The sequence below is a fragment of the Acidovorax sp. GW458-11-26-14-TSB4 genome, from assembly GCF_059423865.1.
This window is the reverse complement of record NZ_JBWKYR010000023.1, coordinates 50,789-77,169: the sequence shown is the minus strand read 5'-3', so window position 1 is coordinate 77,169 and position 26,381 is coordinate 50,789. Positions and strand designations below refer to the sequence as shown.

Here is a 26,381-nt window from a genome sequence, read left to right as displayed (position 1 = left end):
AGCGGGGCGCTGTTTCTTTGCCTACTTTCTTTTTGCGCAAAAAGAAAGTAGGTGCGCCGCCGGGCGCACATCCCGGCCTCCGCCCTCAAAACGAGCAAGAAGCCAGCAAAGATCGTCAGCCCAACAACCGAGCCAACGTCAACAAAGCCAGCAGCAGCATCCACACCACCACCGACCGCCACACCAAGCCAACAACACTGCGCAAATGCCCCACCTCAGGCTCCCGCCCAGGGGTCGAGTCGCTATCCCCCATGTCCGCATCGATCTCCAGCCCCTGCGGCGTATGCAGCACCGACCGTGCCTTGAGCGCCTCGCCTCCAAGGCGAACGTTGATGGCCCCAGCAGTAGCAGCCAGCACCACCCCATCGTTGTCATTGGGAAACCGCTGCGCATGGAAACGCCAGCCCTCGATGGCCTCCTCGAAACTGCCGACCACTGCAAAGCTCAGTGCGGTAAGACGCGCAGGCACCCAGTCAACCAGCGTCCAGGCCTGGGCTGAAGCGCGCTGCAGCGATTCGCTCGCGGGCTGGGAGCCCATGCGCTGGCGGTAGTGCCAGTAGCGCGAGGCGAACTCGGCCAGGCGGTAGAGCACCGCGCCCGTGGGGCCGAGCCCCAGCGCCGCCAGCACCGAAAACCAGGCCAGCACACCGAACACATGGCGGTGGGCGGCCAGCACCGAATACTCGATCACGTGGCGCACGATCTCGCTGCGCGGCAGCAGACCCACGTCCACCTGCTGCCAGTGGGCCAGGCGCTCACGCGCAGCATCCTCATTGCCCTCTTCCAGCGCATCGCGGATGCCCGTGAAATGGTGGCTGAACTGCCGGAAACCCAGGGTGATGTAGAGCACCGCCACACTCCAGAGCACGGCGAACGGCCAGCCCAGCCCCCACAGCAGCAGCCAGTGGATGGCCAGCACGACCAGGGAGGGGACGAGCACCGCCAAGCCCCAGGCCACCCAGCCGTGGTGCGACTTGCCGGCGTCGAAATTGCGGCTCACCGACAAGGCCCATGCACGCAGGCCGGCGTGGATGGGGTTGCTGCGGGCCAGCGGGCGGGCCTGCTCGATCAGCAGAGCGAACAGGATGGCGAAGAAACTCATGGGCGCCAATGATACTGGCGCTGCGCATCCACAGAGCAGGTTTACGTTCAACGGCCTCCCCATGGACCACCCTCCACGACACTGGCGCGACCTGGGCCAGCCCTTCCCCCCGTTAAAGGCCGCCCCGCCGAACTGGGGGCGTCCCCCTGGGGGAAGGCGCCGCAGCCGACTCAGGCAGGCGTCATCCAGCCAGCATGAACCGGTAGAAGTTGCGCAGCATGCCCGCCGTGGCGCCCCAGATATGGTGGTTCTTCTCACCATCCTGGTAGGGCATGGAGAACCATTCGCGGGCCTGCCCCTGCCACTCCAGCCGGTGGCGCTGGTGATTCGCCGGGTCGAGCAGAAAGGCCAGCGGCACCTCGAACAGGTCGGCCACCTCGTAGGGGTTGGGCGTGAGCACGCAGTCGGGCTGCACCAGTGCGACCACGGGGGTGATGATGAAGGAGGTGCCCGTGACGTAGACGGGCAGCGACCCCAGCACCTCGACGTACCGGCGGTCGAGCCCCACTTCTTCTTCAGCCTCACGCAGCGCGGTGTCCGCCGGGTCGGCATCCTCGGGGTCGGCACGGCCACCGGGGAAGGCGATCTGCCCCGAATGCGTGGACAGGTGCGCCGTGCGCTCGGTCAACAGCACCATGGGCTGCTCGCGCAGCACGATGGCCAGCAGCACCGAGGCATGGGCCGGCTCGCGGTTGGCGAACTTGCGCTCCAGCACCACCTCAGGCTCCCACTGCGGCGGATGCGCGAACCGCAGGCGCAAGGCCCCGGGCGTCTGGGCGGCCAGAGGGACAGCCGGAAGGTGTGCATCCACCCCCACCACAGGCACCTTGCGCGGATCGAAGTCGGGCAGCGTGGACAGGGGTGGAATGACAGAGGACACAGGGCTGATCGATGGTTTCACTGCAGTGGCAAGGGGCGGTGGGCGTTGTGGACGAAAGTGGGGCGGCAAAAAGCAAAAAGCCGCTACAGGCTGGCTGTAGCGGCTTGTCTGGACGGGTCCAGTCCTCAGGCGGCAGTAGCAGCTGCGGCAGCAGCGGCAGCCTTGTTGACACGCTGTGGCAGCTTTTCCTTGATACGTGCCGACTTGCCGCTGCGGTCACGCAGGTAGTACAGCTTGGCACGGCGCACGTCACCACGGCGCTTGACTTCGATGCCGGCGATCAGCGGGCTGTAGGTCTGGAACGTACGCTCCACGCCTTCGCCGCTGGAGATCTTGCGCACGGTGAAGCCGCTGTTCAGGCCGCGATTGCGCTTGGCAATCACCACGCCTTCGTAAGCCTGCACGCGCTTGCGGGTACCTTCCACCACGTTCACGCTCACGATGACGGTGTCACCAGGGGCGAATTCGGGAATGGTCTTGTTCAAGCGGGCGATTTCTTCCGCTTCCAGGGTCTGAATCAGGTTCATTTTTACATCCAACGATCATGTCCGCGCCAAAAATGGCAGCGTCGGGATTGACGTCTCAGTGTTTCGCACCAGCAAACAGGGCCTGCATGCCCCACCTGCCTTCCAGCAAAACGGCCGGCCAGAGGATCGAAAAGCCTTTGATTATAGCAAGTCAGCGCAATTTGGCCAATACAGCCTCGTCCGCAGCCGTGATGCGGCCCGCCTCGCGGGCTGCAGCGATCAGTTCGGGACGGTGGCGCGCAGTGATGGCCAGGCGCTGGTCGCGCCGCCAGCGCTCTATCTGCGCATGGTGGCCGGACATCAGCGCAGCCGGCACGGCCTGGCCGGCCCATTCCTCGGGCCGGGTGTAATGGGGGCAGTCGAGCAGGCCATCGAGCGCGGGGTTGAAGCTGTCGAGCTGGTGGCTGCCCTCGTCGTTGAGCACACCGGGCTGCAGGCGAGCCACGGCGTCGAGCAGGGCCATGGCGGCGATTTCGCCGCCCGAGAGCACGAAATCACCCAGGCTGATCTGCAGGTCCACATGGGCATCGATGAAGCGCTGGTCGATGCCCTCGTACCGGCCGCACAGCAACACGGCGCCCGCGCTGGCGGACCAGCGCTCCACGGCAGGGTGGTCCAGCGTGGCGCCGATGGGCGAAAACAGCACCAGCGGCGCCCGGGCTTCGTCCGGTTCGGCGCGTTCTGCGCGGATGGCCGCAAGGCATTGCGCCAAGGGCTCGGCCAGCATCACCATGCCGGGGCCGCCGCCAAAGGGACGGTCGTCGACCCGGCGGTAGTTGCCCTCGGCGTGGTCGCGCGGGTTCCACAGCTGCACGTCGACCTGGCCGCCGGCATAGGCGCGGCGGGTCACGCCGCTGGCCAGAAAAGGAGCGAACAGCTCGGGGAACAGGGTGATGATGTCAAAGCGCATGGCGCTCGGCGACCGGGGACGGCCGCTCAGTAGTCGGGCTGCCAGTCGACGGTGATGCGCTTTTCGGGCAGCTCGACCTTGTCGACAAAGTTGGAGACGAAGGGAATCATGCGCTCCTGCGCCTTGCCAGCCTCTTCGTAGTCGATCACCAGCACGGTCTGGGGGCCGGTGGAGAGCAGTTCGCGCACAGTGCCCAGGGCCAGCCCCTCGCGGTTGACCACGGCCAGGCCGATCAGGTCCACCCAGTAGTACTCGTCGGTGGCGGTCGAGGGGAAACTCGAGCGCGGCACGAAGATGCGCGCGCCACGCAGCGCCTCGGCGCCGTTGCGGTCGTCGATGCCCTGGGCCCAGGCCACCACAGTGTCCGAATGGTCCTTGGCCTGGCGGATGGGCAAGATCACCGTGCCCGTGAAGGTCTTGGCGCCCCGCTCCGAGGGCTGCAGGTACCAGCGCTTGGCGGAGAACAACGCCTCGGGGTTGCTGCTGTGCGGCAGCACCTTGAACCAGCCCTTGATGCCCCAGGCATCGGCAATGCGCCCCACTTCGACGGCGTCGGCAGGCAGTTCTGCGGGTTCGAGGGTCAGGTTCGTGGCCATGGAAGAGGTCTCGGAAATAGGAAAAGGGCGGGTTCCGCCCGGCAAGCCGACGGAACCCGCCCTTTTCAGGGAGCTTTAAGCAGCCTTCTTGGCGGCTTGCTTGATCAGGCGGTCCACGGTAGGCGAGGACTGGGCGCCCACGCTCTTCCAGTACGTCAGGCGGTCCTGGGCGATGCGCAGGCCTTCTTCGGTTTCCTTGGCGGTGGGGTTGTAGAAGCCCAGGCGCTCGATGAAGCGGCCATCGCGGCGCACGCGCTTGTCGGCGACGACGATGTTGAAAAATGGACGGCCCTTGGAGCCGCCGCGGGAGAGTCGAATGACGACCATGATTTATCCTTCGGGTGGTGGGTCCTGGCAATCCCTGCCAAAAGCCACAGTGTTCGCAACCATATTCGCAACGCTTGAGACACGCGACATGGCCACCCGGCCAGCGACACGCTGCAAAGCCCGCGATTATATCCCTTTCCCCGATAGAACGCGCCATACACTTTGGCGAGCGCTCCAAAGTGCTTTCCACGCCACCCGCAATGCCCTCCATCCGCCCCAGCACCGACGCCGACCTGCCGGCCATCACCGCCATCTATGCCCACCACGTGCTGCACGGCACGGGCACCTTCGAGATCGATCCCCCCACCGAGGCCGACATGGCGGGCCGACGCGCCGACGTGCTGGGCCGCGGCCTGCCCTGGCTGGTGGCCGAGCGGGAGGACGGCCAGGTGCTGGGCTTTGCCTACGCCAACTGGTTCAAGCCGCGCCCGGCCTACCGTTTTTCGGCCGAGGACTCGATCTACGTGGCCGACAGCGCCCGCGGCATGGGCCTGGGCCGGCAGCTTCTGGCCGCGCTGATCGTGCAGGCCGAGGCGGCCGGCGTGCGCAAGCTGCTGGCCGTGATCGGTGATTCGGCCAATGCCGGTTCCATCGGCGTGCACCGTGCCCTGGGCTTCACCGAGGCGGGCGTGTTGCGCTCCATGGGCTGGAAATTCGGCGCCTGGCGCGACATCGTGCTCATGGAAAAGGCCTTGGGCGCAGGCGACACCACTTCGCCGGAATAATCCCCCCATGAAAAACAAGACCCTGGCGGCCTGGCTGGCCTTCATCGGCGGCCCGCTCGGCCTGCACCGCTTCTACCTGCATGGCCTGGGCGACCTGCTGGGCTGGCTGCTGCCCATCCCCACGGCGCTGGGCCTGTACGGCATCCAGCGTGTGCAGCAGTTCGGCCAGGACGACCACTACAGCTGGATGCTGATACCGCTGCTGGGCTTCACCATCGCGGGTTGCGCCCTGCGCGCCATCCTCTACGGCCTGATGACGCCCGAGCGTTGGAATTCGCGCTTCAACCCCGCTGCGGCGCAGGAGGCTCCCGCCGGCCAGACGCGCTGGCTCACCATCGGCGCCATCGTGCTTTCGCTGCTGCTGGGCACCACGGTGCTGATGGCCAGCATCGCCTTCAGCTTCCAGCGCTACTTCGAGTACCAGATCGAAGAGGCGCGCAAGATCTCGCAGTAGGCTCCAAAGACAGGAAAAGCCCCCGGAAAACGATCACGGGGGCTTTTTCTGGTTGCGTGCAGCGGATCAGTACAGCTGCAGGCTCACCCAGTAGGCGATGGCGGCGACGAAGGCACTGGCGGGGATGGTCAGCACCCAGGCCCAGACGATGTTGCCGGCCACGCCCCAGCGCACGGCGCTCGCGCGCTGGGTGGAACCCACGCCGACGATGGCGCCGGTGATGGTGTGGGTGGTGGACACCGGGATGCCCAGCGTAGTGGCCAGGAACAGCGTGAGCGCCCCGCCGGTCTCGGCGCAGAAGCCGCCCACCGGCTTGAGCTTGGTGATCTTCTGGCCCATGGTCTTGACGATGCGCCAGCCGCCGAACATGGTTCCGAGGCCGATGGCCAGGTAGCAGCTCACGATGGTCCAGGTGGGCGGCGAGGCATCGGTCGACGAGGCATAGCCCGTGGCAATCAGCAGCAGCCAGATGATGCCGATGGTCTTTTGCGCATCATTGCCGCCGTGGCCCAAGCTGTAGGCCCCGGCCGAGACCAGTTGCAGGCGCCGGAACCATTTGTCCACCTTGCTCGGCCTGGAACGCCGGAAGATCCAGGCCACAGCCACCATCATCAGCGAACCGAGCGCAAAGCCCAGCAGGGGCGAGACGAAGATGAAGGCCACGGTCTTGAGGATGCCGGTGGAGACCAGCGCGCCCGCGCCGGCCTTGGCAATCACCGCGCCCACAATGCCGCCGATCAGCGCATGCGAGGAGCTGCTGGGAATGCCGTAGTACCAGGTGATCACGTTCCAGGTGATGGCGCCCACCAGGGCACCGAACACCACGTGGGTGTCGACGATGCCGGGCTGCACGATGCCCTTGCCCACCGTGGCGGCCACGCTCAGGTGGAACACGAAGATCGCCACGAAATTGAAGAACGCCGCGAACAGCACCGCCTGCGCGGGCTTGAGCACGCCGGTGGAGACCACCGTGGCAATCGAATTGGCGGCATCGTGGAACCCGTTCATGAAGTCGAACAGGAGCGCGAGGACGACGAGCAGAATGACAACCCACAGGGCTGCTTGTACGGTTTCCATGCTGGCTGGCCCTGCCGATCAGGAGTTCTCGAGGACGATGCCCTCGATGCAGTTGGCCACGTCCTCGCACTTGTCGGTGATGGTTTCCAGCAGTTCGTAGATCGCCTTGAGCTTGATGACCTCGCGCACGTCGGGCTCTTCGCGGAACAGCTTGCTCATGGCGCTGCGCATCACGCGGTCGGCGTCGGACTCGAGCCGGTCGATCTCCTCACAGGTCTTGAGGGCCGCTTCGGCCACGGAAGGGTCGGCGATCTTGTCGAGCAGCTTCACGGCGTCACGCAGGCGCTCACAGCACTTGAGGCTCAGGTCCGTCAGGCGCGAGATCTCGTCCGTCATGTGGCGCACGTCGTACAGCGCCATGGTTTCGGCCGAGTCCTGGATCAGGTCGGCCACATCGTCCATGGTGTTGATCAGCGTGTGGATCTGCTCACGGTCGATGGGCGTGATGAAGGTCTTGTGGATGGCCTTGTTGACCTCGTGCGTCACGCGGTCGGCGGCGCGCTCGGCGTTGTCCACGTCCTGGTTGTACTTGTCGCGCAGATGCGGGTCGTTGTAATTGGCCACCAGTTGCGAAAAGGCACGCGCCGCCTCCACGATGCGGTCCGCATGCTGGTTGAACATCTCGAAAAAATTGCCTTCGCGTGGCAACAGCTTGGCAAACAGCATGGAACAGGCTCCTGGAACGGGGGGTGGGATTTCTTGAAAATGACGATGTCGTTACAAAAAAATGACATCAGCGTGACTGTTGCGAGTTTAACCGCCGGGTCGCCGCCGCCTCCCCGGGACCGTCGCGGCGACCAGAGCGGGGCCCACATCCCCGGGGTGGGCCTACCCGCGCCGTACTCCCAGTCCTACAGCGTGCGATAGGGCAGCACCTTAGATTGGGCACTCGCCTCGCGGACATCTGCCACCTTTGGCCCGCCGAGTTTCCCCACACTCCAAGGATTACACCCATGTCCTCTTCGCTCCGACTGATTCCCTGGCTGGTGGCGGCTGCCTGCGCCGCCTCCGGCGCCGTGCACGCCCAGAGCAGCACCAACACGCAAAAGCAACGCGATTCCTTCATTCCGTATACGCAGCAAGGCTACTTCGGCCTGAGCGGCGGCCGCTCCAACTACGACCTGAATGCCGGCCCGGCAGGCACGGGCCTGGGCTTCGACGACTCCGACTCGGCCTGGAAGCTCTCCACCGGTGGCTATTTCCACCCCAATGCCGGCGTCGAGCTGAGCTATCTGAATGCCGGCAAGGCGCATCGCCTGGGCGGCACCACCAAGGCCCAGGGCGTCAACCTGAGCCTGGTCGGCCGGGCCCCGCTGAACGAGCAGTTCGACCTGTTCGGCAAGGTCGGTACCACCTATGGCCGTACGCGCACCTCGGGTTTCTCGGGCCTGGGCGTCAACACCGGCAAGGACAGCGGCTTCGGCCTGTCCTACGGCCTGGGCGCCCGCTGGAACTTCAACCAGCAGTGGGCTGCCGTGGTGGAGTGGGAGCGCCACAAGTTCCACTTTGCCGACGACAACTCGGGCGTGAAGATGACGACGCTGGGCGTGCAGTACAAGTACTGAGTCCTGAGTCCGGGCTCGCCCGTACCTGCCATGAAAAATGCCGCCCATCGGGGCGGCATTTTTTTCGTCTGCAGGGAAGCGCTTATTCGCCCAGGTAGGCGGCACGCACCTTGGGGTCGCTCAGCAGCTGCTGGCCCGGGCCGGTCATGGTGATCAGGCCCGACTCCATCACGTACCCGCGGTCGGCGATCGCCAGTGCGCGGCTGGCGTTCTGCTCCACCAGCACGATGGTCACGCCCAGGGCGTACACGTCGCGCACCACCTCGAAGATCTTGTCCACCATGATGGGCGACAGGCCCATGGAGGGCTCGTCCAGCAGCAGCACCTTGGGCTGGCTCATCAGTGCACGGCCCATGGCCAGCATCTGCTGCTCGCCGCCCGACATGGTGCCGGCCAGCTGGTCCTTGCGCTCGCGCAGGCGCGGGAAGATGGTGAACATCTTCTCGATGTCGGCCAGGATGCCGGCCTTGTCCTTGCGGATGTAGGCGCCCATCTGCAGGTTCTCGGTGATGGTCATGCGCGCGAACACGCCGCGGCCTTCGGGCACCATGACCAGTCCTTCCTTGACCAGGTCCCAGGCGCCCTTGCCCTTGATGCTCTTGCCCAGGTACTCGATGTCGCCATCGCCCATGGGCAGCGTGCCGGTGATGGCCTTCATGGTGGTGGTCTTGCCGGCGCCATTGGAGCCGATGAGCGAGACCAGCTCGCCCTCGCGCACTTCGAAGTCCACGCCCTTGACGGCCTGGATACCGCCGTAGGCCACCTTCAGGCCCTTGACCTGCAGCAGTACCTTGTTGGATTTTTCGGCCATTCTCAGTGTCCTCCGGTGCCCAGATAGGCCTCAATCACTTTTTCGTTCTTCTGCACGTCGGCTGGGTTGCCTTCGGCGATCTGCTTGCCGTAGTCGAGCACGGTCACGCGGTCGCACAGGCCCATCACCAGCTTCACGTCGTGTTCGATCAGCAAGATGGTGCGGTTGTCGTTGCGGATGCGGTCGATCAGCTCGCGCAGCTGCACCTTCTCGGTGGCGTTCATGCCGGCGGCGGGCTCGTCCAGCGCGATCAGCTGGGGGTCGGTGGCCAGGGCACGGGCGATTTCCAGGCGGCGCTGGTCGCCGTAGCTCAGCGTGCGCGCCTTGTAGTCGGCGAACCTGCCGATGCCCACGTAGTCGAGCAGTTCCTGCGCGCGCTTGGCGATGGCCGCTTCTTCTTCCTTGAAGCCCTTGGTGCGGAACACCGCGCCCACCAGGCCGGACTTGGTGCGGATGTGGCGGCCCACCATCACGTTCTCGAGCGCCGTCATTTCGGCGAACAGGCGGATGTTCTGGAAGGTGCGGGCAATCCCCGCCTTGGCCACTTCGTGCACGGCCGTGGGCTCATAGGGCTTGCCTGCGAGCTCGAACGTGCCGCTGTCGGGCGTGTACAGGCCGGTGATCACGTTGAAGAACGTGGTCTTGCCTGCGCCGTTGGGACCGATCAGGCCATAGACCTGGCCGCGCTCTATGGTGATGCCCACGTCGGAGAGGGCCTGCAAGCCGCCGAAGCGCTTGGAAATGCCCGCAACCTTCAGCACCACATCGTTGGATTTCTCTGCCATGTTCTAACTTTCTGCGGTGTTCAGGACTTCTGCGTGAGGCTCTTGCCGTGCTCCGGCGCGGGCCACAGGCCGCGGGGGCGCATCAGCATGATGACGATCATCGCCACGGCAATCAGGAACTGGCGCAGGATGGCGGAGTCCAGGCGACCGTCGGTCATGGCCTGCAGCGGGCCGGCAACGTAGCGCAGCACTTCGGGCAGGGCCGACAGCAGCACGGCGCCCAGGATCACGCCGGGGATGTGGCCGATACCGCCCAGCACCACCATGGCGACGATCATGACCGACTCCATCAGGCTGAACGATTCGGGCGAGACGAAGCCCTGGAAGGCACCGAACATGGCACCGGACACGCCGCCGAACGAGGCGCCCATGCCGAAGGCCAGCAGCTTGAGGTTGCGGGTGTTGATGCCCATGGCCTTGGCGGCGATCTCGTCTTCTCGGATGGCCATCCAGGCGCGGCCGATGCGCGAGTCCTGCAGGCGGTAGCAGATGACGATGCTGATGATCACCAGCACCAGGAACAGGTAGTAGTACAGCGTGACCGAGTTGATGTCGAAGCCGAACAGCTCCAGGCGCTTGCCCAGGTCCAGGCCGAAGATCTTGACCGAGTCGATCTGGCCCAGGCCCTTGGGGCCGTTGGTCAGGTTGACGGGGTGGTCCAGGTTGTTCAGGAAGATGCGGATGATTTCACCGAAGCCCAGCGTCACGATGGCCAGGTAGTCACCGCGCAGCTTGAGCGTGGGCGCCCCGAGCAGGGCCCCGAACAGGGCTGCTATCAACGCCGCCAGCGGTATCACCAGCCACAGCGAGGTGTGCAGGCCGTTGGGGAACATGGCAGCGAAGGCCGCGAAGGTGTCGGCCAGGTGGGGCGACGCCATCAACGCGAACAGGTAGGCACCCACGGCGTAGAAGGCCACGTAGCCCAGGTCGAGCAGGCCGGCGTAGCCGACCACGATGTTCAGGCCCAGGGCCAGCATCACGTACAGCAGGGCCAGGTCGGCGATGCGCACCCAGGCGTTGCCGAAGAATTGCAGGATCAGCGGGAGGATCAGCAGCGCGATGCCGCCAACGACCCATTTGGCAAGGTTGTTGTTCTTCATGACAGGGTCCTCAGGCTCGGTCGGCCACACGCTCACCCAGCAGACCCGAAGGACGCAGCGTGAGGATGATGATCAGCACGATGAATGCAAAGATGTCGGTGTAGTGGCTGCCCAGCAGGCCGCCCGTGAGGGTGCCGATGTAGCCCGAGCCGATGGCTTCGATCAGGCCCAGCAGGATGCCGCCGACCACCGCGCCGGCCAGGTTGCCGATGCCGCCGAACACGGCCGCCGTGAAGGCCTTGAGGCCGGGCAGGAAGCCCATGGTGTGCTGCGCCGTACCGTAGTTGGAGGCGTACATGATGCCGGCGATGGCCGCCAGCACGGCACCGATGATGAAGGTGGCCGAGATCACCATGTCGGGTTTGACGCCCATCAGCGAGGCGACGCGGGGGTTCTCGGCCGTGGCGCGCATGGCGCGACCCAGGTTGGTGTGGTTCACCAGGTAGACCAGCGAAGCCAGCGCGATCGCGGTCACGCCCAGGATCAGGATCTGGGTGGGGGTGATGAAGGCGCCGCCGATCTGGAACGGCGAGCTGGGCAGCATCGTCGGATAGGGCTTGTAGTTGGGCTTCCAGATGATCATGGCCAGCGTCTGCAGCAGGATGGACATGCCGATCGCGGTGATCAGGGGGGCCAGGCGCGGGCTGCTGCGCAGCGGCCGGTAGGCGACTTTTTCAATCACGAAATTCAGGGTGGCAGCGACCACGCAGGCAATGATGGTCGCCAGCAGCAGGATCAGCCAGCCGGGTGCGCCGGGCATGGCCCCTTGCATTAGCCCGATACAGCTCCAGCTGGTGAGTGCACCGATCATGAGCACTTCGCCGTGGGCGAAATTGATCAGTTGAATAATGCCGTACACCATCGTATAGCCCAAGGCTATCAAGGCGTACATGCTGCCGAGAACCAGACCGTTGATGATCTGCTGCAGCAAAATGTCCATAAGAGAAGTCCTTCGTTTGTAACGCACCCCAAGCGCAGGCACCGGAATCGGTACAGCCTTGTGGGCCCGACTGCCATCTAGCAAAAAACCCGCCAGAGATGCAGCTGTGCGGGTTTGTGGACGGGATTGTAGCCAGTAGTGTCAGGAGGCCCCCAGCGGCTTTGGCGGGGTTTTCCCTCGGGTTCTCAGGTCCATCAGTGACCGCCCGGGTACATAAGTAATTTTGATGCACGCAAGAATATTGCTGAGCGGACTTATTACCAGACCCATGCAATATCGGCATAAACGCAATTCCGGGCGCAGCATACGCCCGTGCCGCACTTACTCCTCGGGCAGGACCGGGTCGTCGGCGATCGCATTGCGCTCACGCAGCCCACGCAGTTTTTGTGCAATCTTGATTTCGAGCCCGCGCTCCACCGGCTGGTAGAAACCGGGCTGTGCCATGCCTTCGGGCAGGTAGTTTTCTCCGGCTGCGAAACCATCCTCTTCGTCGTGCGCGTAGCGATAGCCCTTGCCGTAATCGAGCTGTTTCATGAGCTTGGTCGGTGCATTGCGCAGGTGCATGGGCACCGGGCGTGTGCCATCTTGCTTCACCCAGGCACGTGCGGCGTTGTAGGCCTTGTAGACCGCATTCGACTTGGGTGCCACGGCCAGGTAGACCACGCATTCGGCCAAGGCCAGCTCGCCCTCGGGCGTGCCCAGCCGCTCATAGACCTCGGCAGCATCGAGCGCCAGGCGCAAGGCGCGCGGGTCGGCCAGGCCGATGTCCTCGCTGGCCATGCGCACCAGGCGCCGCGCCATGTAGCGCGGGTCGGCCCCACCATCGAGCATGCGCACCAGCCAGTACAGCGCGGCATCGGGATCCGAGCCCCGCACGGATTTGTGCAGCGCGCTGATGGTGTCGTAGAACTGCTCGCCGCCCTTGTCGTAGCGGCGCATGCGCTCGCCCAGCACCTTGAGCAGCCATTCGTCCATGATCTCGGAGAGCTTCTCTTGCGCAGCCGCCATGGCCAGGGTTTCCAGCGTGTTCAGCAGGCGCCGGGCATCGCCGTCGGCATAGGCGACGAGCCGGTCGATGGCCGCCTGCTCGATGGCCGGCAGGGCCCCCTGCTGCTGGGCCAGCGCCACGAGCTGCTGCAGGTCTTCGGCCGACAGCGGCTGCAGCACGTAGACCGCGGCGCGCGACAACAGGGCCGAGTTGACCTCGAACGAAGGGTTCTCGGTGGTCGCGCCGATGAAGGTGAACAGCCCGCTTTCCACGTGCGGCAAGAACGCGTCCTGCTGGCTCTTGTTGAAGCGGTGCACCTCATCGACGAAGACGATGGTGCGCTGCTGCATGAGGCCGTCGCGTGCCAGCTCGGCCCGCTCCACGGCCTCGCGGATGTCCTTGACCCCGCCCAGCACCGCGCTGATGCTGATGAACTGCGCATCGAAGGCATCGGCCATGAGCCGCGCGATGGTGGTCTTGCCCACCCCCGGCGGCCCCCACAGGATGCAGCTGTGTGGGCGCCCCGACTCGAACGCCAGGCGCAGCGGCATGCCCGGGCCGAGCACCTGCTGCTGCCCGATGACCTCGCCCAGCGTGCGCGGGCGCAGGCGCTCGGCCAGCGGCTGGTGGGCAGCGGTGGACGGCGGCGGGGAACTGCGGGACGTACTCATGGGATCAATGGAAGCGAAACGAGGAGGATGTTCGGGGGATGGAGGGCACGAAGGCACAGCTGCGGATGGGCGGCCTCCATTCCACCATAGGGATCCGGCTGCAATTTGTAACCTTGGCACGCGTCCACGCGACAAGGGGCTGCGGTCCATCGCTTATAAACGAGCGCTTTTCGGGATGGGCACAATCCATCCCCCATCCATCTTTGCACCTTGGACCCTCCTGACCCATGAAGCCAGCTGCCTTCCACCGCTTTTCCCTGCTGCTGGGCGCCGCCCTGCTGTGCGCCACGGCCCATGCCGATGTGACCGAAGCCGAGGCCATCGAGGCCCAGCTGGGCTCGGCCCTCGCGTCGGCCGACTTCGCGGCCAAGAACTGCCCGAACCTCGCCATCAACGACGACAAGGTGCAGGACCTGCTCAAGCGCATCAAGAAGACCGCGGCGGACCTGCGTGCCGGCGAGGACTACGACGAGCAGCGCACCGTGGTCCAGCAGTTGGACAAGCAGCAGGGCCGCGCCATGATCTGCATGGTGCTGCCCTCGGCGCACGGCGGCTATGCGCGCGGCGTCATCCAGAAGAAATAGGCACTGCGGCAGTCCTACTGCTTGACCACGTCTGCCCCGGCGGGCGGCTTGAACTGGAAGGTGCCGGCCGGCAGCGCCGGATTGGCCTGCATGCCGCTGAAGCGGATGGCCGAGCGCTGGCCAAAGCTGTCCAGGATATCGAGGGCGGCGAGCTGCTCGCCCGCAAAGCCCACGCGCACGCTCTGCAGTTGCCCGTCCTTGGCCTTGGGCCGCGCCAGCACCCACTGCAGGCCATCGGCCTCGGGCGCTGCCTCGAGCGTGAAATCGGCCTTGAGCGCCGACAGGTCCGGCGCCGAGGCCAGCAGTGCGGCCGGCGTGGTGCCAAGGGCCTGCGCCTGGGCGCGCTGCGTCACTTGGTTGAGGTCCACATCATGCAGCCACAGGGTCTGGCCGTCGGCCACGATGGTCTGCTCGAAGGGCTTCTTGTAGACGAACTTGAAGCGGTTCGGGCGCTGGAACTCGAACGAGCCGCTGGAATTCTTGGTGCGCGCCGTCTGGCCCTCCTTGGGCGGCGAGGTCACCACCTGGGTGAATTCGGCACGGCCGGTCTGGGTGCTCTTCATGAAGGATTCCAGGCTCTTGAGCCCGTCTGCGCTGGCCCACTGGGCACTGGCCGCGATCACGATGGCTGTCACAACTTTTTTCAAAAATAGACTCCTTGGGTTGGGGCATGGGCCCGCAACACCTTATTCGGGGCGTGCAGGCACCAGCACTTCGCGCTGGCCGCTGGCGGTGAGGCCACTGACCAGGCCGGCCTTCTCCATGTCCTCCAGCAGGCGCGCCGAGCGGTTGTAGCCGATGCGCAGCTTGCGCTGGACGTAGGAGATGCTGGCCTTGCGGTCCTTGAGGACCACTTCCACGGCCTGGTCGTACATGGGGTCTTTTTCACCCCCCTCGCCGCCACCACCCTCCCCTGACAGATCGCCGTCGCCATCCACAGTTCCGCCTTCGAGCACGCCTTCTATGTAGTCCGGTGCCCCTTGCTCCTTGAGGTAATGGACGACACGGTGCACTTCCTCGTCCGAGACGAAGGCACCATGCACGCGGATCGGCAGGCCCGTGCCGCTGGCCATGTAGAGCATGTCGCCCATGCCCAGCAGCGCTTCGGCCCCCATCTGGTCAAGGATGGTGCGGCTGTCGATCTTGCTGCTCACCTGGAAGGCGATGCGCGTCGGGATGTTGGCTTTGATCAGGCCGGTGATCACGTCCACGCTGGGGCGCTGGGTGGCCAGGATCAGGTGGATGCCGGCGGCACGGGCCTTCTGCGCCAGGCGCGCGATCAGCTCTTCGATTTTCTTGCCGACCACCATCATCAGGTCGGCCAGCTCGTCGATGACGACCACGATGTGCGGCAGGCGCTGCAGCGGCTCGGGCTCCTCGGGCGTGAGGCTGAAGGGGTTGTAGATGAACTCCTCGCGCGCCTTGGCCTCGTCGATCTTGGTGTTGTAGCCGGCCAGGTTGCGCACGCCGAGCTTGCTCATGAGCTTGTAGCGGCGCTCCATCTCGGCCACGCACCAGTTCAGGCCGTTGGCAGCCTGCTTCATGTCGGTGACCACGGGCGCCAGCAGGTGCGGAATGCCTTCGTAGACCGACATTTCCAGCATCTTGGGGTCGATCATCAACAGGCGCACGTCGCGCGCCTCGGCCTTGTACAGCAGCGACAGGATCATGGCATTGATCCCCACCGACTTCCCCGAGCCCGTGGTACCGGCCACCAGCACGTGCGGCATCTTGGCCAGGTCGGCCACCACCGGGTTGCCCACGATGTCCTTGCCCAGGCCCATGGTGAGCATGCTCTTGGCCTCGTGGTAGACCTGCGAGCCCAGGATCTCGGACAGGCGGATCGACTGGCGCTTGGCGTTGGGCAACTCCAGCGCCATGTAGTTCTTGCCGGGGATGGTCTCCACCACGCGGATGGACACCAGGCTCAGCGAACGCGCCAGGTCTTTGGCCAGGCCCACGATCTGCGATCCCTTGACGCCCGTGGCGGGCTCGATCTCGTAGCGCGTGATCACCGGGCCGGGCATGGCCGCGACCACGCGCACCTCCACGCCAAAGTCCTTGAGCTTCTTCTCGATCAGGCGGCTGGTCATCTCCAGCGTCTCGGGCGCCACGGTCTCCTGGCGCTGCAGGGCGCCATCGAGCAGGTCCACCAGCGGCAGCTTGCTGTCGGGCATGTCGGTGAACAGGGGCTTTTGCCGCTCCTTGACCACGCGGGTGCTCTGCGGCACGTCGACCAGGATGGGCTCGATGATCTGCACCGGCTGCGGGTGCTGCTCCTCGCTCTCGGTCTTCTCTTCCTGCACCACCACGGCCCGCTCGCGCGCGGCCTTGCGGCCCACGGCCACATCCTTGGCCACCTCGCGCTGCGTGCGGCGCGACTGCACCAGCGCGTCGATGCGCCCGCCCAGCACCTCGGCCACATGGCCCCAGGAGAATCGGAACGCCAGCGCGGCGCCCAGCACAGCCAGCACGAAGCACAGCAGGGCCGAGCCGGTGAAGCCCAGCCATTTGACGCTGGCCGGCCCCGTGAGGTAGCCGAGCACGCCCCCAGCGTGGCCAGGCAGGAAAGATTCAAAGCGGTACAGGCGCGACCATTCGAGCGCCGTGCTGGCACACATCAGCAGCGCCAGACCGCCCCAGAACAAGGCCCGCCGGGCCATCGGGCTCACGGCACCGGGCAGCACCTCGCCGCCGCGCATCCAGCGCGCCAGCGATGCCAGCCACGAGCGCACGCCGGCCGCCACGCACCACCAGACGGAAAAACCCAGGGCAAAGTAGCTGCCATCGGCCAGCCACGCGCCCAGGCGGCCGGCCCAGTTGGCCACGGCACGCGCATCCGAAGGGCCCGAGGACGACCAGGCGGCGTCCTGCGCCGAATAGCTGACCAGCGCCAGCAGCCAGAACACCAGGGCCAGCAGGCCTATCAGCAGGCCGATTTCATGCCCGAAGCGGGCCGCGCCTGAACGGGGCGGCGACTTCGCGGCAGAGGATGCATTCAGGGTATTGAGTGAATAAGTCATAAGCGCCGGGCAAGCTTACCGCATGCCCCACTCCCCTGGGAGCACAGCCCGGGGAAGCTCAGCCCAGGGCGTCCAGCCGGTCCTTGAGCACGGTGGCGCCGGTGGGCAGCACCTCGATGAAACCACGCTCTTCCAGATCTTTCATGACACGGCTGACCATCTCGCGCGAAGCGCCGACCATCTTGGCCAGGTCCTGGCGCGAGATCTTGTCGCGGATGATGCGCAGGCCCTGCGCATCGGTGGTGGCAAAGTCCAGCAGCGCATGGGCCACGCGGCCGTACACGTCCAGCAGGGCCAGGGATTCGATCTTGCGGTCGGCGTGGCGCAGGCGCTTGACCAGGCCGCGCATGACCACCAGCGACATGGAGGCGTTCTCGGTCAGGCAGCGCGCGAACTCGGTGCGCCCGAGCATCAGCACGTCGGTCTGCACCTCGGCGCGCACCGTGGCCGAGTGGGGTTCGTTGTCGATGATGCTCATCTCGCCCAGGTAGTCGCCCTGGGACAGGGTGGCCAGGATCACCTCGCGCCCGCGGCTGTCGGCCGTCATCACGCGCGCCCGCCCGGTGAGCAGGATGAACAGCGTGTTCGACCGCTGCCCCTGCTCGACCAGCGCCTCCCCGCGCTTGAAGCGCTTCTTGACCACGGCACCGCTGATCACCTCGGCCTGCGGCATGGTGAGCAGCGAGAACAGTGGCACCCGGCGCAGCAGGTCCAGGTTGGACAACATCGTTGACATGGAAACTTCTCCTCTCGAAAGGCGCGGCTCCACCGGTGCCGCATCGGGTTATTGATCGGTTCTTACAATCGCCGTGATTGAAATTGGGGCGGCGTGCGAAGACCGAGCGCGGTTGATACTGGCGCCCCGCCCCCCAGCTTTCCCAACAGCGCCCCGTGTAGCGGGCGCAAAACACAGGCTTTTACCATGTCTACCACCCAACACGCGAAAGTTCTGATCCTAGGCTCCGGCCCGGCCGGCTACACCGCAGCGGTCTATGCAGCGCGCGCCAACCTCAATCCGGTGCTGATCACCGGCATGTCCCAGGGTGGCCAGCTGATGACCACGACGGAAGTCGACAACTGGCCCGCCGACGTGAACGGCGTGCAGGGACCGGAGCTGATGCAGCGCTTCCTGGAGCACGCCGAGCGCTTCAAGACCCAGGTCATCTTCGACCACATCAACCAGGTCGACTTCAGCAAGCGCCCCTTCACCCTCATCGGTGACAGCGGCACCTACACCTGCGACGCGCTGATCCTGGCGACCGGCGCCTCGGCCAAGTACCTGGGCCTGCCCTCCGAAGAGGCCTTCATGGGCCGCGGCGTGTCGGGCTGCGCCACCTGCGATGGTTTCTTCTACCGCGACAAGCCCGTGGCCGTGGTCGGCGGCGGCAACACGGCCGTCGAGGAAGCGTTGTATCTGTCCAACATCGCCAGCAAGGTCACCATGGTGCACCGGCGCGACAAGTTCAAGGCCGAGCCCATCCTGGTGGACAAGCTCAACGAGAAGGTCGCCGCAGGCAAGATCGAGCTCAAGCTCTTCAACACCCTGGACGAGGTGCTGGGCGACGCCACCGGCGTGACCGGCATCCGCATCAAGAGCACCAAGGATGGCAGCACCGAGGACATCACGCTGCATGGCTGCTTCATCGCCATCGGACATTCCCCCAACACCGACATCTTCAAGGGCCAGCTGGAGATGGAAGGCGGCTACCTGATCACCCAGGGCGGCCTGAAGGGATTTGCCACGCAGACCAGCGTACCCGGCGTGTTCGCGGCCGGCGACGTGGCGGACCATGTGTACCGCCAGGCCATCACCAGCGCCGGCACGGGCTGCATGGCCGCGCTGGACGCCCAGCGCTTCCTCGAACAGCAGGAGTGAAAAGCGCCGCCCCGGGGTGCGATTTGACGCCCCTGTGCGCAAGTCGCTATAATCCGAGGCTTTCCTGAATTCAGGCGGGTATCTGCTACCCGTTTTCTTGCAGGCAAAAATCCAAATCGGGCATCTTTTTCTGGCTGCCCGGGGTTACCGCCACCCTTTCTGGCGAGGTGAGGCCGCAAGCCGAGCCCTTGGGAGATCCCCCAGGGGCACCGGGCGAACGGCCGTTGAACAGTATCGGAGTGTCCTCATGGCACGCGTCTGCGACGTAACGGGCAAGAAGCCCATGGTCGGGAACAACGTTTCCCACGCCAACAACAAAACCAAGCGCCGGTTCCTGCCGAACCTGCAATACCGCCGTTTCTGGGTCGAGACCGAAAACCGCTGGGTTCGCCTGCGCGTTTCGAGCGCTGCCCTGCGTTTGATCGACAAGAACGGTATTGACTCGGTGCTCGCAGACCTGCGCGCACGTGGCCAGGCTTAAGGAGAAACACCATGGCAAGCAAAGGCGGACGCGACAAGATCAAGCTGGAATCCACTGCGGGTACCGGCCACTTCTACACGACGACGAAGAACAAGAAGACCATGCCCGAAAAGATGCTGATCATGAAGTTTGATCCCAAGGCACGCAAGCATGTGGAGTACAAGGAAATCAAGCTGAAGTAATTCAGCCCGGTTCCCCCAGAAAAAGCCGCCCGGCAGTCGCCCGGCGGCTTTTTCTTTGGCACCGGGATCACGCAGCCTGCCGCAGTGCACCCACCTGCTCGTGCAGCAGGCGCCCCAGCTCACCATAGGCCCACTCCACCTCGGGCGAGAACGGCAGGCCGCAGCTCAGGCGCAGAAAGCCCTCGTAGCGCCCCGAATTCGAAAAGATCGGCCCCGGCGCCACGCGGATGCCCAGGGCCAGGGCCTGCTCGAACAGCACCATGGACGACACGCCCGCCGGCAGTTCGATCCACAGGCTGAGCCCGCCGGGCGGAATCGACAGGCGCGTGCCCTGCGGAAAATGCCGCGCCACCATCTGCACGCTGCGCTCGCGCTGCACCCTGAGGGCCGCGCGAAAGCGCCGCAGGTGGCGCTCATGGGCGGGCGTGCCCACGGTGCGCGCCGCCAGCAACTGGGCCCAGACCTGCATGTTGCGGGTGCGCGCGAACTTGAGGATCTGGATGCGCTCGTGCCAGCGCCCGCCGTTCATCCAGCCCTGGCGCAGGCCCGGCGCCAGCGTCTTGTTGAAGGACACGCAGTAGATCACCTGGCCGGTCTCGTCCCAGGCCTTGAGCGGGCGCTGGAGCACGGGTGCATCGACCAGCTCGCGGTAGATGTCGTCCTCGATCAGCGCCAGGCCGTGGCGCCGGCAGAAGGCCACCAGCCGCTCCTTGTGGCTGTCGGGCATGAGCGCACCATTGGGCATCTGCAGGTGCGGCACGACGACCACCGCCTTCAACCGCGGTTCGCTCTGCACGGCCAGTTCCAGGGCGTCGAGCGAGATGCCGGTGCGCGCACTGCTGGGAATCTCCAGCGCACGCAGGTTCTGCGTCTCCACGGCCTGCAGCACACCGTAGAAGGTGGGGGATTCCACGGCCACCACGTCGCCGCGCTCGGTCACCGCCGCGAGCGCCAGGTTCACAGCGTCCGAATTGCCCAGGGTGGCCATCACCTCCTGCGGCGCCACGTTCACGCCGACATCCAGCGCCTGCCGGGCCATGGCCGCCTGGAACAGCGGATGGGTGCCCGGCCGCGAATGGCCCTGCACCAGTATCTCGGGAAACTCGCGCAGCAGCGCGGCGCCGATCCGGTTCAGGGTGAGGTGGTCGAACAGCTCGGGCGCAGGCATGGCAGCCCCCAGGTCCACGCGCACCTGGGCCCTGCGCCCCTGCTCCAGCCACAGCGAGATGCGCTCGTTGATGCCCGCGAACTGGGCCCCGTCGATCTGCTGCACCGGACAGCGCGGGTCGGGCTCGCTGCTGTGGTCCAGCAGGTGCACCCGGTGGTCCTGCACGAAATAGCCGACGCGGGGACGCGCCAGCACGCTGCCCTGCTCCTCCAGGGTGCGCAGCGCCTGCAGCGCGGTCGACAGGCTCACGCCGTGGCGCTGCATCAGCTCGCGCACCGACGGCATGCGCGTGCCGGGCAGCAGCACGCCCTGGGCCACCGCCTGCTGGTAGTGGTCGGCCAGTTGGCGGTACAGGGGAAGGCTGTCGTCGAAGGCTATGGGCATGGCGAGCCGATGATGCGCCGAAATCTGCTACCAGAACAGATACAGGCCATCCAAGAATCGACCTCAACAGGGCACAAATCCATGGCCTGCTCTGCCTCGCCCGTCCGGTTTCTGTGCCTGTTGCGAAGCAGGCGTCGGTTCTACGCTGGAGGCATGAAACAGCAGCACCTCCCCCCATCCCCCGCCGCCACCGGCGCAAGTCGTCGGGCACAGCCCCTTCACCGCCCTGCGGAGGGCGTGCAACGCCTGGCCCTGGGCATTGGCCAAGGCCGCCTGGTCTGGCTGGACGCCGGCTGTGAGCTGCGCAGCCTGTCGGGCACCGTCCTGCTGCGCACCGCAACCACGGCGCCCGGGGGTCAGCCGCCACCGCCCCGCCTGCGCCCCCACACCGCATGGCGCAGTCCGCAAGCAGACTGGATAAGCATCGAGGCCGGCGAAGCGCCCGCCACCCTTGAGCTGAGTGCCCCCGCAGAACAGGGCGTGGCGCTGTCCGGAACGCACAGCCATGAAAAAAGCCGCCCAGGGCACGGGGCCCTGCAGCGGCTTCGGCACAGCCTGAGAAAACTGCTCGTCAGGCGCGCGCAGCCCGCAGGCTGATCGAGAAGTCGCGCAGGGCGGCAATGCCGCTTTCTTCGGCACGGCGGCACCAAGCCTGCAGGTCGGCCGTGAGCTGCTCGCGCGACTGCGTGGTGTTGAGCCACATCTGGCGCAGCTCTTCGCGCATCGTGACCATCTTGTCCAGGGCCGGGTGCGCCGCGCGCACCTGGGCCAGCTGGGACTGGGCATTGGCGGGCACCTTCTCGGCGTCACGGTGCAGCCAGCGCTTGGCCGCCTTGAGCACCGAGGCATCGGCCTGGCGCGCCTGCAGCGCAGCGATCTCTTCGCGGCAAGCCTGGCGCACGCCGCGGGCATAGCCGGCCATGACCTCGTAGCGGTTGGCGATCAGCGCCTCCAGCGTCTTCTCATCGGCCACGGGCTTGACGTCGCCGCGCAGCAGCTTGGGCGGCACCTTCTTCACGGTGGCCCAGCCCACCTTCTTCATCAGGCTGATGTAAACCCAGCCGATGTCGAACTCATAGGGCTTGACCGAGAACTTGGCCGAGGTGGGGTAGGTATGGTGGTTGTTGTGCAGCTCTTCGCCACCGATGATCACCCCCCAGGGCGAGAGGTTGGTGCTGGCGTCGGTCGCCTCGAAGTTGCGGTAGCCCCAGTAGTGGCCTACGCCGTTGACCACACCAGCGGCCCAGAACGGAATCCACAGCATCTGCACCGCCCAGACGGCCGCGCCGATGGCTCCGAACAGTGCCAGGTTCAGCACCAGCATCAGGCCCACGCCCTGCCAGGGGAAACGGGAGTAGACGTTGCGCTCCACCCAGTCATCGGGCGTGCCGTGGCCGAACTTCTTCAAGGTCTCGGCGTTCTTGGCTTCGGCACGGTACAGCTCGGCACCACGCCACATCACGGTATCGAGGCCGCGCGTCTGCGGGCTGTGCGGGTCGTCGGCGGTTTCGCACTTGGCGTGGTGTTTGCGGTGGATGGCGACCCATTCCTTGGTCAGCATGCCGGTACCCACCCACAGCCAGAAGCGGAAGAAGTGCGAGGGAATGGCATGCAGGTCCACCGAACGGTGGGCCTGCGAGCGGTGCAGGAAGATGGTGACGGCCGCAATGGTGACGTGCGTCGTCGCCAGGGTGTAGAGAACGATCTCCCACCAGGCGAGATTCCACAGCCCATGGCCCAGCCAGTCGATGGCCGCGTTCAGTACAACCCAGTCGGGTAACAGCATAGTGAGAAAACCTTGTGCAAAACACCCGGCCGCCAGCGGCGGCAGGTTCCGAATTTTAAAGGGCGGCCGCTGTTTTGGATCAGCGCTTATCCACAGTATTCACGGTGAAATAGCCCCTGCGTCGCTTGCGCGACAAGGCCCATGCAACCACCGTGCCAGAGCCCTGTCCGTACAGGGACCACCTCGCCCCGGAACAATGGTCCAGCGGACTACTTCCTCGTCCACACGGCGGCGAAGAACCCGTCCGTCTGGTGCATATGGGGCCAAAGACGCAGATAGCCAGTGCCCGAGGCACCGCCGCTGCACAATTTATCAGCACCCTCGACCTTGAGCTGGGCCAGGGCCTCGCCCGCATCCAGGGGCACGAAGTCGGGATGCGCCGCAGTGAAGGCGTCCGCGATCGCCTCGTTTTCCTCGGGCAGGATGCTGCAGGTGGCATACACCAGCCGGCCGCCGGACTTGAGCAGGCGCGCCGCGCTGGCCAGGATGGCGGTCTGCTTGGCCGTGAGTTCCTCCACCGCCTTGGGCGACTGGCGCCACTTGAGGTCGGGGTTGCGGCGCAGGGTGCCCAGGCCCGAGCAGGGTGCGTCGACCAGCACACGGTCGATCTTGCCGGCCAGGCGCTTGACGCGCTCGTCGCGTTCATGGGCAATGGCGGCAGGGTGCACGTTGGACAAACCGCTGCGCGCCAGGCGTGGCTTCAGGGCATCGAGCCGGTGGCCCGAGACATCAAAGGCGTACAGGCGACCGGTGTTGCGCATGGTGGCGCCGATGGCCAGCGTCTTGCCGCCCGCACCCGCGCAGAAGTCGACCACCATCTCGCCGCGCTTGGCGTCGAGCAGCAGGGCCAGCAGCTGCGAGCCTTCGTCCTGCACTTCCACCGCACCGCGGGTGAAGGCGTCGAGCTTGGCCAGCGCCGGCTTGCCATCGATGCGCAGGCCCCAGGGAGAGTACGGCGTGGACACGGCCTGGATGCCGGCCTTGGCCAGCTCCTTTTGCACGTCGGCGCGCTTGTCCTGCAAGGCATTCACGCGCAGGTCCAGCGGCGCGGCGTTTGAGAGGCTTTCCACCAGCGGCCAGAAGCCCGTGCCCAACTGGTCCTTGAGAGGCTGCACCAGCCACTCGGGCAGGTTGTGTCGGTGGCGCTCCATCAGGTCGTCGGCCGTCACGGCATCGCATTGGGCGAGCCACTTCTTTTCCTGCTCGTTGAGCGCCCCCAGAAGGAAATCGCGCGGGCCATGGAAGCCCAGGATGGCCAGGCGCCGCTCCTTCGGGCCCGAGCCCGAGGGGGCCATGTGATCGAACAGCAGTTTCTTGCGCAGCACGGTGTAGACCGTCTCGGCCAGTGTGGCGCGCTCGCGGGGCCCCAGGCCCCTGTTGTCACGGAAAAAACGCGACACCACCGCATCGGCGGGGTGTTCGAAGGTAAGGGTCAGCCTGACGAGTTCAGCGCAGGCGTCGAGAAGAGCTTTCGGATGCATATCCCCCCGATTGTCCCACTCTGGCCCATGGATCCTTGATTTGGGCTTTTGCCGGCCCTTTCAACGTGTGAATACGGGGTCGAACGCCGAGCGCTGGATTTCCTTGAGCGTCGGCGACTCGCCCGCCCACAGCACCAGGGCCGGGCCGGGCAGACCAAGCTGGCGCTCCATGGCACGGCACAGCTGGTAGCGGCTGCCGTCGTCCATGTCGGGCAGGTCCACGAAGACCAGGTAGGCGCGGCGCTGGGGGTGCTCGCGCAGGTTCTTCCGCACCAGCCAGCAGCGTTCCACATCGCTGTAGCGCACCAGCTCGGCCTGCAGCTCCTCCAGTTCGAAGGGGCTCAGGTCATGGCGCGTGGTCTGGCTGAAGAAGGAGGTGCCCGACAGCTCTTCCCAGGCGCGTTCCTCGGACTCCTGGGCGCGCTCGAGCCGCTTGCGCCACTGCTTGAAGGCAGCGGCATCGTGGTCGTGGCCCAGGCGCGGCGTTTCCAGTTCGGCCAGCGCGGTGCGCGCGGTCCAGTAGCGGTCGCTGCTGCCGGCCTCCCAAAGCCGGTGCAGCAGGGCCATCTTGCCCTCGCGGTCCTCGGGCGCCAGGCACTGCACCAGCCCGCGCAGCGCAGCCGGGTAATCGGTGCTGCGCGCCAGCGCCGTCTCGTAGAGGCCGCGCACCTCGGCGCGCGGGTCCAGGTGGCGCTGCAGGCGCGCCAGTTCCACCAGCTCCGCAGCGCTGGCCTGGGGCATGCGCGCCTGCAGGACCTGGGCACGGTCGCGCACCCGGCCCAGCCAGCCGTGGTGGCGTTTCCACTCGCCAGCGTTGTCGCGGCACCATTGCTTGTCGAAATGCGCCACCCAGCGCTTGGCCTCGGACCCGAGCAGTGCCAGCGCCCCACCCCGCGACCATTCGACAGGCAGGGTGGGCACAGCGTCCAGCGATTCGAGGCGGTCGCGCAGGCCTGGGTGCGTGTCGTCCACGTTGCTGATGCGCTTGAGCGCCTGGCGCAGCGCGTCGTTGGCGAATGCGGCCTCGGGCACTTCGGCCAGGCGCTTGCGCATGGCCCGGTAGGGCCCCACGGGCAGGGGATTGCCGGCGGCCTCGCTCCAGTGGCGGCCCCAGAAGTTGTCGTTCAGCCATTCGCCGCGCACCTCGATCTCGATCAGCGCGGCCGCGGCGATGTCGCGCCCCAGCAGCTTGCCGGCGATGCGGTCGGCCTCGTACTCGTCCTGGCGCGCCAGCGCGAAGGTCTTGGCCACGAAACGCGGGAAATACCAGCGCATGAAGGCCTGGGTGGCCACGGCCACGGCGCCCTCATCGTCCTCCAGGCTGCTGTTCAATCGCATCCAGGACAGCCGGGTGCGGTAGATCCAGGCCGCAAACCGGCCATGGTCGCCACGCAGGTGCCCGTATTCGTGCGCCAGCACGGCCAGAAAGCGCGGCCGGTCCAGCGCCAGCAAGAGCGGCAGGCCGATGGTCAGGTAGTTCACGGCCCCACCCAGCAGGCCATAGCGCGGCAGCTGCTGGATGCTGGCGTTGAACTCGTCGTTCAGGTAGACATGGTGGATGGGCGGGCCCTTGATCTTGCGGCGCATGCGCTCCAGCGCCTCGAACAGCTCGGGCGCCTCCAGCGCGGTGATCTCCATGCCCTTGGGCTCGTCCACCCGCACCCAGAGGGCGCGTATGCTCACCCACAGCAGGCTGGCAGCGCCCAGCAGCACCATCACCAGCACCAGCCGGAACCGGCCATACAGCAGCTGCGGAATGGCCCAGGCCAGCAAGCCCACGCCCAGTGCCAGGCAGCCGAGCACCCAGGCGTAGCCGAGCGCAGCGAACGCAGCCACGCCCAGCCGGTAACGGCGGCTGTTGTCGGCACTGTCCTGCTCGCTCATGCGCACCAGGTGCACGAAATCTGCCTGATCCACTGGACTTTCCCCTCAACCTTGTTCTTTATCGACCGACATAC

Annotated in this window: 27 protein-coding genes; 7 read left to right on the top strand and 20 right to left on the bottom strand. The window is 66.0% G+C overall.

What is annotated here, in order from left to right; genetic code table 11:
* Window positions 1–115 precede the first annotated feature (115 nt).
* The 6 genes from AC07X5_RS28125 to rpsP form a co-directional block, all read right to left on the bottom strand.
* Window positions 116–1,102 carry a CobD/CbiB family protein gene (locus AC07X5_RS28125; protein ID WP_494772806.1) on the bottom strand — a complete coding sequence of 329 codons (987 nt, stop codon included), beginning with the start codon at window positions 1,100–1,102 and terminating at the stop codon, window positions 116–118.
* A 181-nt stretch (window positions 1,103–1,283) separates the two neighbouring features.
* Window positions 1,284–1,982: a CoA pyrophosphatase gene (locus tag AC07X5_RS28120; protein ID WP_409954816.1), complete on the bottom strand. Its 699-nt coding sequence runs from the start codon at window positions 1,980–1,982 to the stop codon at window positions 1,284–1,286.
* Window positions 1,983–2,107: 125 nt separating this feature from the next.
* Entirely contained in the window at window positions 2,108–2,509 is a 402-nt protein-coding gene (gene rplS / locus AC07X5_RS28115) for a 50S ribosomal protein L19 (protein WP_409954817.1), read from the bottom strand.
* A gap of 151 nt (window positions 2,510–2,660) precedes the next feature.
* The gene (trmD, locus tag AC07X5_RS28110; protein ID WP_494772805.1) at window positions 2,661–3,419 is read right to left on the bottom strand and encodes a tRNA (guanosine(37)-N1)-methyltransferase TrmD; all 759 of its coding nucleotides are present in this window, start codon (window positions 3,417–3,419) and stop codon (window positions 2,661–2,663) included.
* A gap of 26 nt (window positions 3,420–3,445) precedes the next feature.
* A complete protein-coding gene (rimM, locus tag AC07X5_RS28105; protein ID WP_409954819.1) occupies window positions 3,446–4,015 on the bottom strand; it encodes a ribosome maturation factor RimM in 570 nt (189 codons plus the stop codon).
* Window positions 4,016–4,090: 75 nt separating this feature from the next.
* Window positions 4,091–4,342 carry a 30S ribosomal protein S16 gene (rpsP, locus tag AC07X5_RS28100; protein WP_110533007.1) on the bottom strand — a complete coding sequence of 84 codons (252 nt, stop codon included), beginning with the start codon at window positions 4,340–4,342 and terminating at the stop codon, window positions 4,091–4,093.
* A 200-nt stretch (window positions 4,343–4,542) separates the two neighbouring features.
* Here rpsP and AC07X5_RS28095 point away from each other — a divergent pair, with 200 nt between their 5' ends.
* Entirely contained in the window at window positions 4,543–5,067 is a 525-nt protein-coding gene (locus AC07X5_RS28095; RefSeq protein WP_494772804.1) for a GNAT family N-acetyltransferase, read from the top strand.
* 7 nt (window positions 5,068–5,074) lie between these two features.
* Window positions 5,075–5,521 (top strand): TM2 domain-containing protein, encoded by a 447-nt coding sequence (locus tag AC07X5_RS28090; RefSeq protein WP_409954821.1) that lies wholly within the window; start codon window positions 5,075–5,077, stop codon window positions 5,519–5,521.
* A gap of 66 nt (window positions 5,522–5,587) precedes the next feature.
* Here the strand turns inward: AC07X5_RS28090 and AC07X5_RS28085 are convergent, their stop codons facing one another.
* Together AC07X5_RS28085 and AC07X5_RS28080 are read right to left on the bottom strand one after the other, a co-directional pair.
* On the bottom strand, window positions 5,588–6,598 hold the full coding sequence (locus AC07X5_RS28085; protein ID WP_409954822.1) for an inorganic phosphate transporter: 1,011 nt from the start codon (window positions 6,596–6,598) through the stop codon (window positions 5,588–5,590).
* Window positions 6,599–6,616: 18 nt separating this feature from the next.
* Window positions 6,617–7,264 (bottom strand): DUF47 domain-containing protein, encoded by a 648-nt coding sequence (locus AC07X5_RS28080; RefSeq protein ID WP_409954823.1) that lies wholly within the window; start codon window positions 7,262–7,264, stop codon window positions 6,617–6,619.
* Window positions 7,265–7,551: 287 nt separating this feature from the next.
* On the opposite strand from AC07X5_RS28080, the gene AC07X5_RS28075 reads away from it, so the two are divergent.
* Entirely contained in the window at window positions 7,552–8,163 is a 612-nt protein-coding gene (locus tag AC07X5_RS28075) for an outer membrane beta-barrel protein (protein ID WP_494772803.1), read from the top strand.
* Window positions 8,164–8,245: 82 nt separating this feature from the next.
* On the opposite strand, the gene AC07X5_RS28070 is transcribed toward AC07X5_RS28075, so the two are convergent.
* From AC07X5_RS28070 to AC07X5_RS28050, 5 genes are all read right to left on the bottom strand, one after another.
* On the bottom strand, window positions 8,246–8,974 hold the full coding sequence (locus tag AC07X5_RS28070) for an ABC transporter ATP-binding protein (protein ID WP_409954825.1): 729 nt from the start codon (window positions 8,972–8,974) through the stop codon (window positions 8,246–8,248).
* A gap of 2 nt (window positions 8,975–8,976) precedes the next feature.
* Entirely contained in the window at window positions 8,977–9,759 is a 783-nt protein-coding gene (locus AC07X5_RS28065) for an ABC transporter ATP-binding protein (RefSeq protein WP_409954826.1), read from the bottom strand.
* A 20-nt stretch (window positions 9,760–9,779) separates the two neighbouring features.
* Window positions 9,780–10,859 carry an ABC transporter permease subunit gene (locus AC07X5_RS28060; RefSeq protein WP_409954827.1) on the bottom strand — a complete coding sequence of 360 codons (1,080 nt, stop codon included), beginning with the start codon at window positions 10,857–10,859 and terminating at the stop codon, window positions 9,780–9,782.
* Between the two features lie 10 nt (window positions 10,860–10,869).
* The gene (locus AC07X5_RS28055) at window positions 10,870–11,799 is read right to left on the bottom strand and encodes a branched-chain amino acid ABC transporter permease (protein WP_409954828.1); all 930 of its coding nucleotides are present in this window, start codon (window positions 11,797–11,799) and stop codon (window positions 10,870–10,872) included.
* A 321-nt stretch (window positions 11,800–12,120) separates the two neighbouring features.
* Window positions 12,121–13,458: a replication-associated recombination protein A gene (locus AC07X5_RS28050; RefSeq protein WP_494772802.1), complete on the bottom strand. Its 1,338-nt coding sequence runs from the start codon at window positions 13,456–13,458 to the stop codon at window positions 12,121–12,123.
* A 227-nt stretch (window positions 13,459–13,685) separates the two neighbouring features.
* On the opposite strand from AC07X5_RS28050, the gene AC07X5_RS28045 reads away from it, so the two are divergent.
* Window positions 13,686–14,042 carry a hypothetical protein gene (locus tag AC07X5_RS28045; RefSeq protein WP_409954830.1) on the top strand — a complete coding sequence of 119 codons (357 nt, stop codon included), beginning with the start codon at window positions 13,686–13,688 and terminating at the stop codon, window positions 14,040–14,042.
* A 14-nt stretch (window positions 14,043–14,056) separates the two neighbouring features.
* Here the strand turns inward: AC07X5_RS28045 and lolA are convergent, their stop codons facing one another.
* The 3 genes from lolA to AC07X5_RS28030 are packed head-to-tail and all read right to left on the bottom strand — an operon-like array spanning window position 14,057 to window position 17,801.
* Window positions 14,057–14,689: an outer membrane lipoprotein periplasmic chaperone LolA gene (gene lolA, locus AC07X5_RS28040; protein WP_494772801.1), complete on the bottom strand. Its 633-nt coding sequence runs from the start codon at window positions 14,687–14,689 to the stop codon at window positions 14,057–14,059.
* A gap of 39 nt (window positions 14,690–14,728) precedes the next feature.
* On the bottom strand, window positions 14,729–17,065 hold the full coding sequence (locus AC07X5_RS28035; RefSeq protein ID WP_494772800.1) for a DNA translocase FtsK: 2,337 nt from the start codon (window positions 17,063–17,065) through the stop codon (window positions 14,729–14,731).
* Between the two features lie 58 nt (window positions 17,066–17,123).
* A complete protein-coding gene (locus tag AC07X5_RS28030) occupies window positions 17,124–17,801 on the bottom strand; it encodes a Crp/Fnr family transcriptional regulator (RefSeq protein WP_409959162.1) in 678 nt (225 codons plus the stop codon).
* 186 nt (window positions 17,802–17,987) lie between these two features.
* Here AC07X5_RS28030 and trxB point away from each other — a divergent pair, with 186 nt between their 5' ends.
* The 3 genes from trxB (at window position 17,988) to rpmG (ending at window position 19,604) form a co-directional block, all read left to right on the top strand.
* The gene (trxB, locus tag AC07X5_RS28025) at window positions 17,988–18,941 is read left to right on the top strand and encodes a thioredoxin-disulfide reductase (protein ID WP_494772799.1); all 954 of its coding nucleotides are present in this window, start codon (window positions 17,988–17,990) and stop codon (window positions 18,939–18,941) included.
* 247 nt (window positions 18,942–19,188) lie between these two features.
* Window positions 19,189–19,422 (top strand): 50S ribosomal protein L28, encoded by a 234-nt coding sequence (gene rpmB / locus AC07X5_RS28020; protein WP_007859763.1) that lies wholly within the window; start codon window positions 19,189–19,191, stop codon window positions 19,420–19,422.
* A gap of 11 nt (window positions 19,423–19,433) precedes the next feature.
* Window positions 19,434–19,604 carry a 50S ribosomal protein L33 gene (gene rpmG / locus AC07X5_RS28015; protein WP_007859760.1) on the top strand — a complete coding sequence of 57 codons (171 nt, stop codon included), beginning with the start codon at window positions 19,434–19,436 and terminating at the stop codon, window positions 19,602–19,604.
* 67 nt (window positions 19,605–19,671) lie between these two features.
* Here the strand turns inward: rpmG and AC07X5_RS28010 are convergent, their stop codons facing one another.
* From AC07X5_RS28010 to AC07X5_RS27995, 4 genes are all read right to left on the bottom strand, one after another.
* A complete protein-coding gene (locus AC07X5_RS28010; RefSeq protein ID WP_494772798.1) occupies window positions 19,672–21,156 on the bottom strand; it encodes an aminotransferase-like domain-containing protein in 1,485 nt (494 codons plus the stop codon).
* Window positions 21,157–21,727: 571 nt separating this feature from the next.
* Window positions 21,728–22,942, bottom strand: coding sequence for a DesA family fatty acid desaturase (locus AC07X5_RS28005; protein WP_494772797.1), 1,215 nt, complete (start codon window positions 22,940–22,942; stop codon window positions 21,728–21,730).
* Window positions 22,943–23,151: 209 nt separating this feature from the next.
* On the bottom strand, window positions 23,152–24,423 hold the full coding sequence (locus AC07X5_RS28000; protein ID WP_494772796.1) for an RsmB/NOP family class I SAM-dependent RNA methyltransferase: 1,272 nt from the start codon (window positions 24,421–24,423) through the stop codon (window positions 23,152–23,154).
* Between the two features lie 60 nt (window positions 24,424–24,483).
* Entirely contained in the window at window positions 24,484–26,340 is a 1,857-nt protein-coding gene (locus tag AC07X5_RS27995) for a M48 family metallopeptidase (protein ID WP_494772795.1), read from the bottom strand.
* Between the last annotated feature and the right edge of the window lie 41 nt (window positions 26,341–26,381).

What these genes read in the sequence shown, in the direction of transcription:
- AC07X5_RS28125 (WP_494772806.1), bottom strand. Translation starts at nt 1,102, where the DNA reads ATGAGTTTCTTCGCCATCCTGTTCGCTCTGCTGATCGAGCAGGCCCGC.
- rplS (WP_409954817.1), bottom strand. Translation starts at nt 2,509, where the DNA reads ATGAACCTGATTCAGACCCTGGAAGCGGAAGAAATCGCCCGCTTGAAC.
- trmD (WP_494772805.1), bottom strand. Translation starts at nt 3,419, where the DNA reads ATGCGCTTTGACATCATCACCCTGTTCCCCGAGCTGTTCGCTCCTTTT.
- rimM (WP_409954819.1), bottom strand. Translation starts at nt 4,015, where the DNA reads ATGGCCACGAACCTGACCCTCGAACCCGCAGAACTGCCTGCCGACGCC.
- rpsP (WP_110533007.1), bottom strand. Translation starts at nt 4,342, where the DNA reads ATGGTCGTCATTCGACTCTCCCGCGGCGGCTCCAAGGGCCGTCCATTT.
- AC07X5_RS28095 (WP_494772804.1), top strand. Translation starts at nt 4,543, where the DNA reads ATGCCCTCCATCCGCCCCAGCACCGACGCCGACCTGCCGGCCATCACC.
- AC07X5_RS28090 (WP_409954821.1), top strand. Translation starts at nt 5,075, where the DNA reads ATGAAAAACAAGACCCTGGCGGCCTGGCTGGCCTTCATCGGCGGCCCG.
- AC07X5_RS28085 (WP_409954822.1), bottom strand. Translation starts at nt 6,598, where the DNA reads ATGGAAACCGTACAAGCAGCCCTGTGGGTTGTCATTCTGCTCGTCGTC.
- AC07X5_RS28080 (WP_409954823.1), bottom strand. Translation starts at nt 7,264, where the DNA reads ATGCTGTTTGCCAAGCTGTTGCCACGCGAAGGCAATTTTTTCGAGATG.
- AC07X5_RS28075 (WP_494772803.1), top strand. Translation starts at nt 7,552, where the DNA reads ATGTCCTCTTCGCTCCGACTGATTCCCTGGCTGGTGGCGGCTGCCTGC.
- AC07X5_RS28070 (WP_409954825.1), bottom strand. Translation starts at nt 8,974, where the DNA reads ATGGCCGAAAAATCCAACAAGGTACTGCTGCAGGTCAAGGGCCTGAAG.
- AC07X5_RS28065 (WP_409954826.1), bottom strand. Translation starts at nt 9,759, where the DNA reads ATGGCAGAGAAATCCAACGATGTGGTGCTGAAGGTTGCGGGCATTTCC.
- AC07X5_RS28060 (WP_409954827.1), bottom strand. Translation starts at nt 10,859, where the DNA reads ATGAAGAACAACAACCTTGCCAAATGGGTCGTTGGCGGCATCGCGCTG.
- AC07X5_RS28055 (WP_409954828.1), bottom strand. Translation starts at nt 11,799, where the DNA reads ATGGACATTTTGCTGCAGCAGATCATCAACGGTCTGGTTCTCGGCAGC.
- AC07X5_RS28050 (WP_494772802.1), bottom strand. Translation starts at nt 13,458, where the DNA reads ATGAGTACGTCCCGCAGTTCCCCGCCGCCGTCCACCGCTGCCCACCAG.
- AC07X5_RS28045 (WP_409954830.1), top strand. Translation starts at nt 13,686, where the DNA reads ATGAAGCCAGCTGCCTTCCACCGCTTTTCCCTGCTGCTGGGCGCCGCC.
- AC07X5_RS28035 (WP_494772800.1), bottom strand. Translation starts at nt 17,065, where the DNA reads ATGACTTATTCACTCAATACCCTGAATGCATCCTCTGCCGCGAAGTCG.
- AC07X5_RS28030 (WP_409959162.1), bottom strand. Translation starts at nt 17,801, where the DNA reads ATGTCAACGATGTTGTCCAACCTGGACCTGCTGCGCCGGGTGCCACTG.
- trxB (WP_494772799.1), top strand. Translation starts at nt 17,988, where the DNA reads ATGTCTACCACCCAACACGCGAAAGTTCTGATCCTAGGCTCCGGCCCG.
- rpmB (WP_007859763.1), top strand. Translation starts at nt 19,189, where the DNA reads ATGGCACGCGTCTGCGACGTAACGGGCAAGAAGCCCATGGTCGGGAAC.
- rpmG (WP_007859760.1), top strand. Translation starts at nt 19,434, where the DNA reads ATGGCAAGCAAAGGCGGACGCGACAAGATCAAGCTGGAATCCACTGCG.
- AC07X5_RS28010 (WP_494772798.1), bottom strand. Translation starts at nt 21,156, where the DNA reads ATGCCCATAGCCTTCGACGACAGCCTTCCCCTGTACCGCCAACTGGCC.
- AC07X5_RS28005 (WP_494772797.1), bottom strand. Translation starts at nt 22,942, where the DNA reads ATGCTGTTACCCGACTGGGTTGTACTGAACGCGGCCATCGACTGGCTG.
- AC07X5_RS28000 (WP_494772796.1), bottom strand. Translation starts at nt 24,423, where the DNA reads ATGCATCCGAAAGCTCTTCTCGACGCCTGCGCTGAACTCGTCAGGCTG.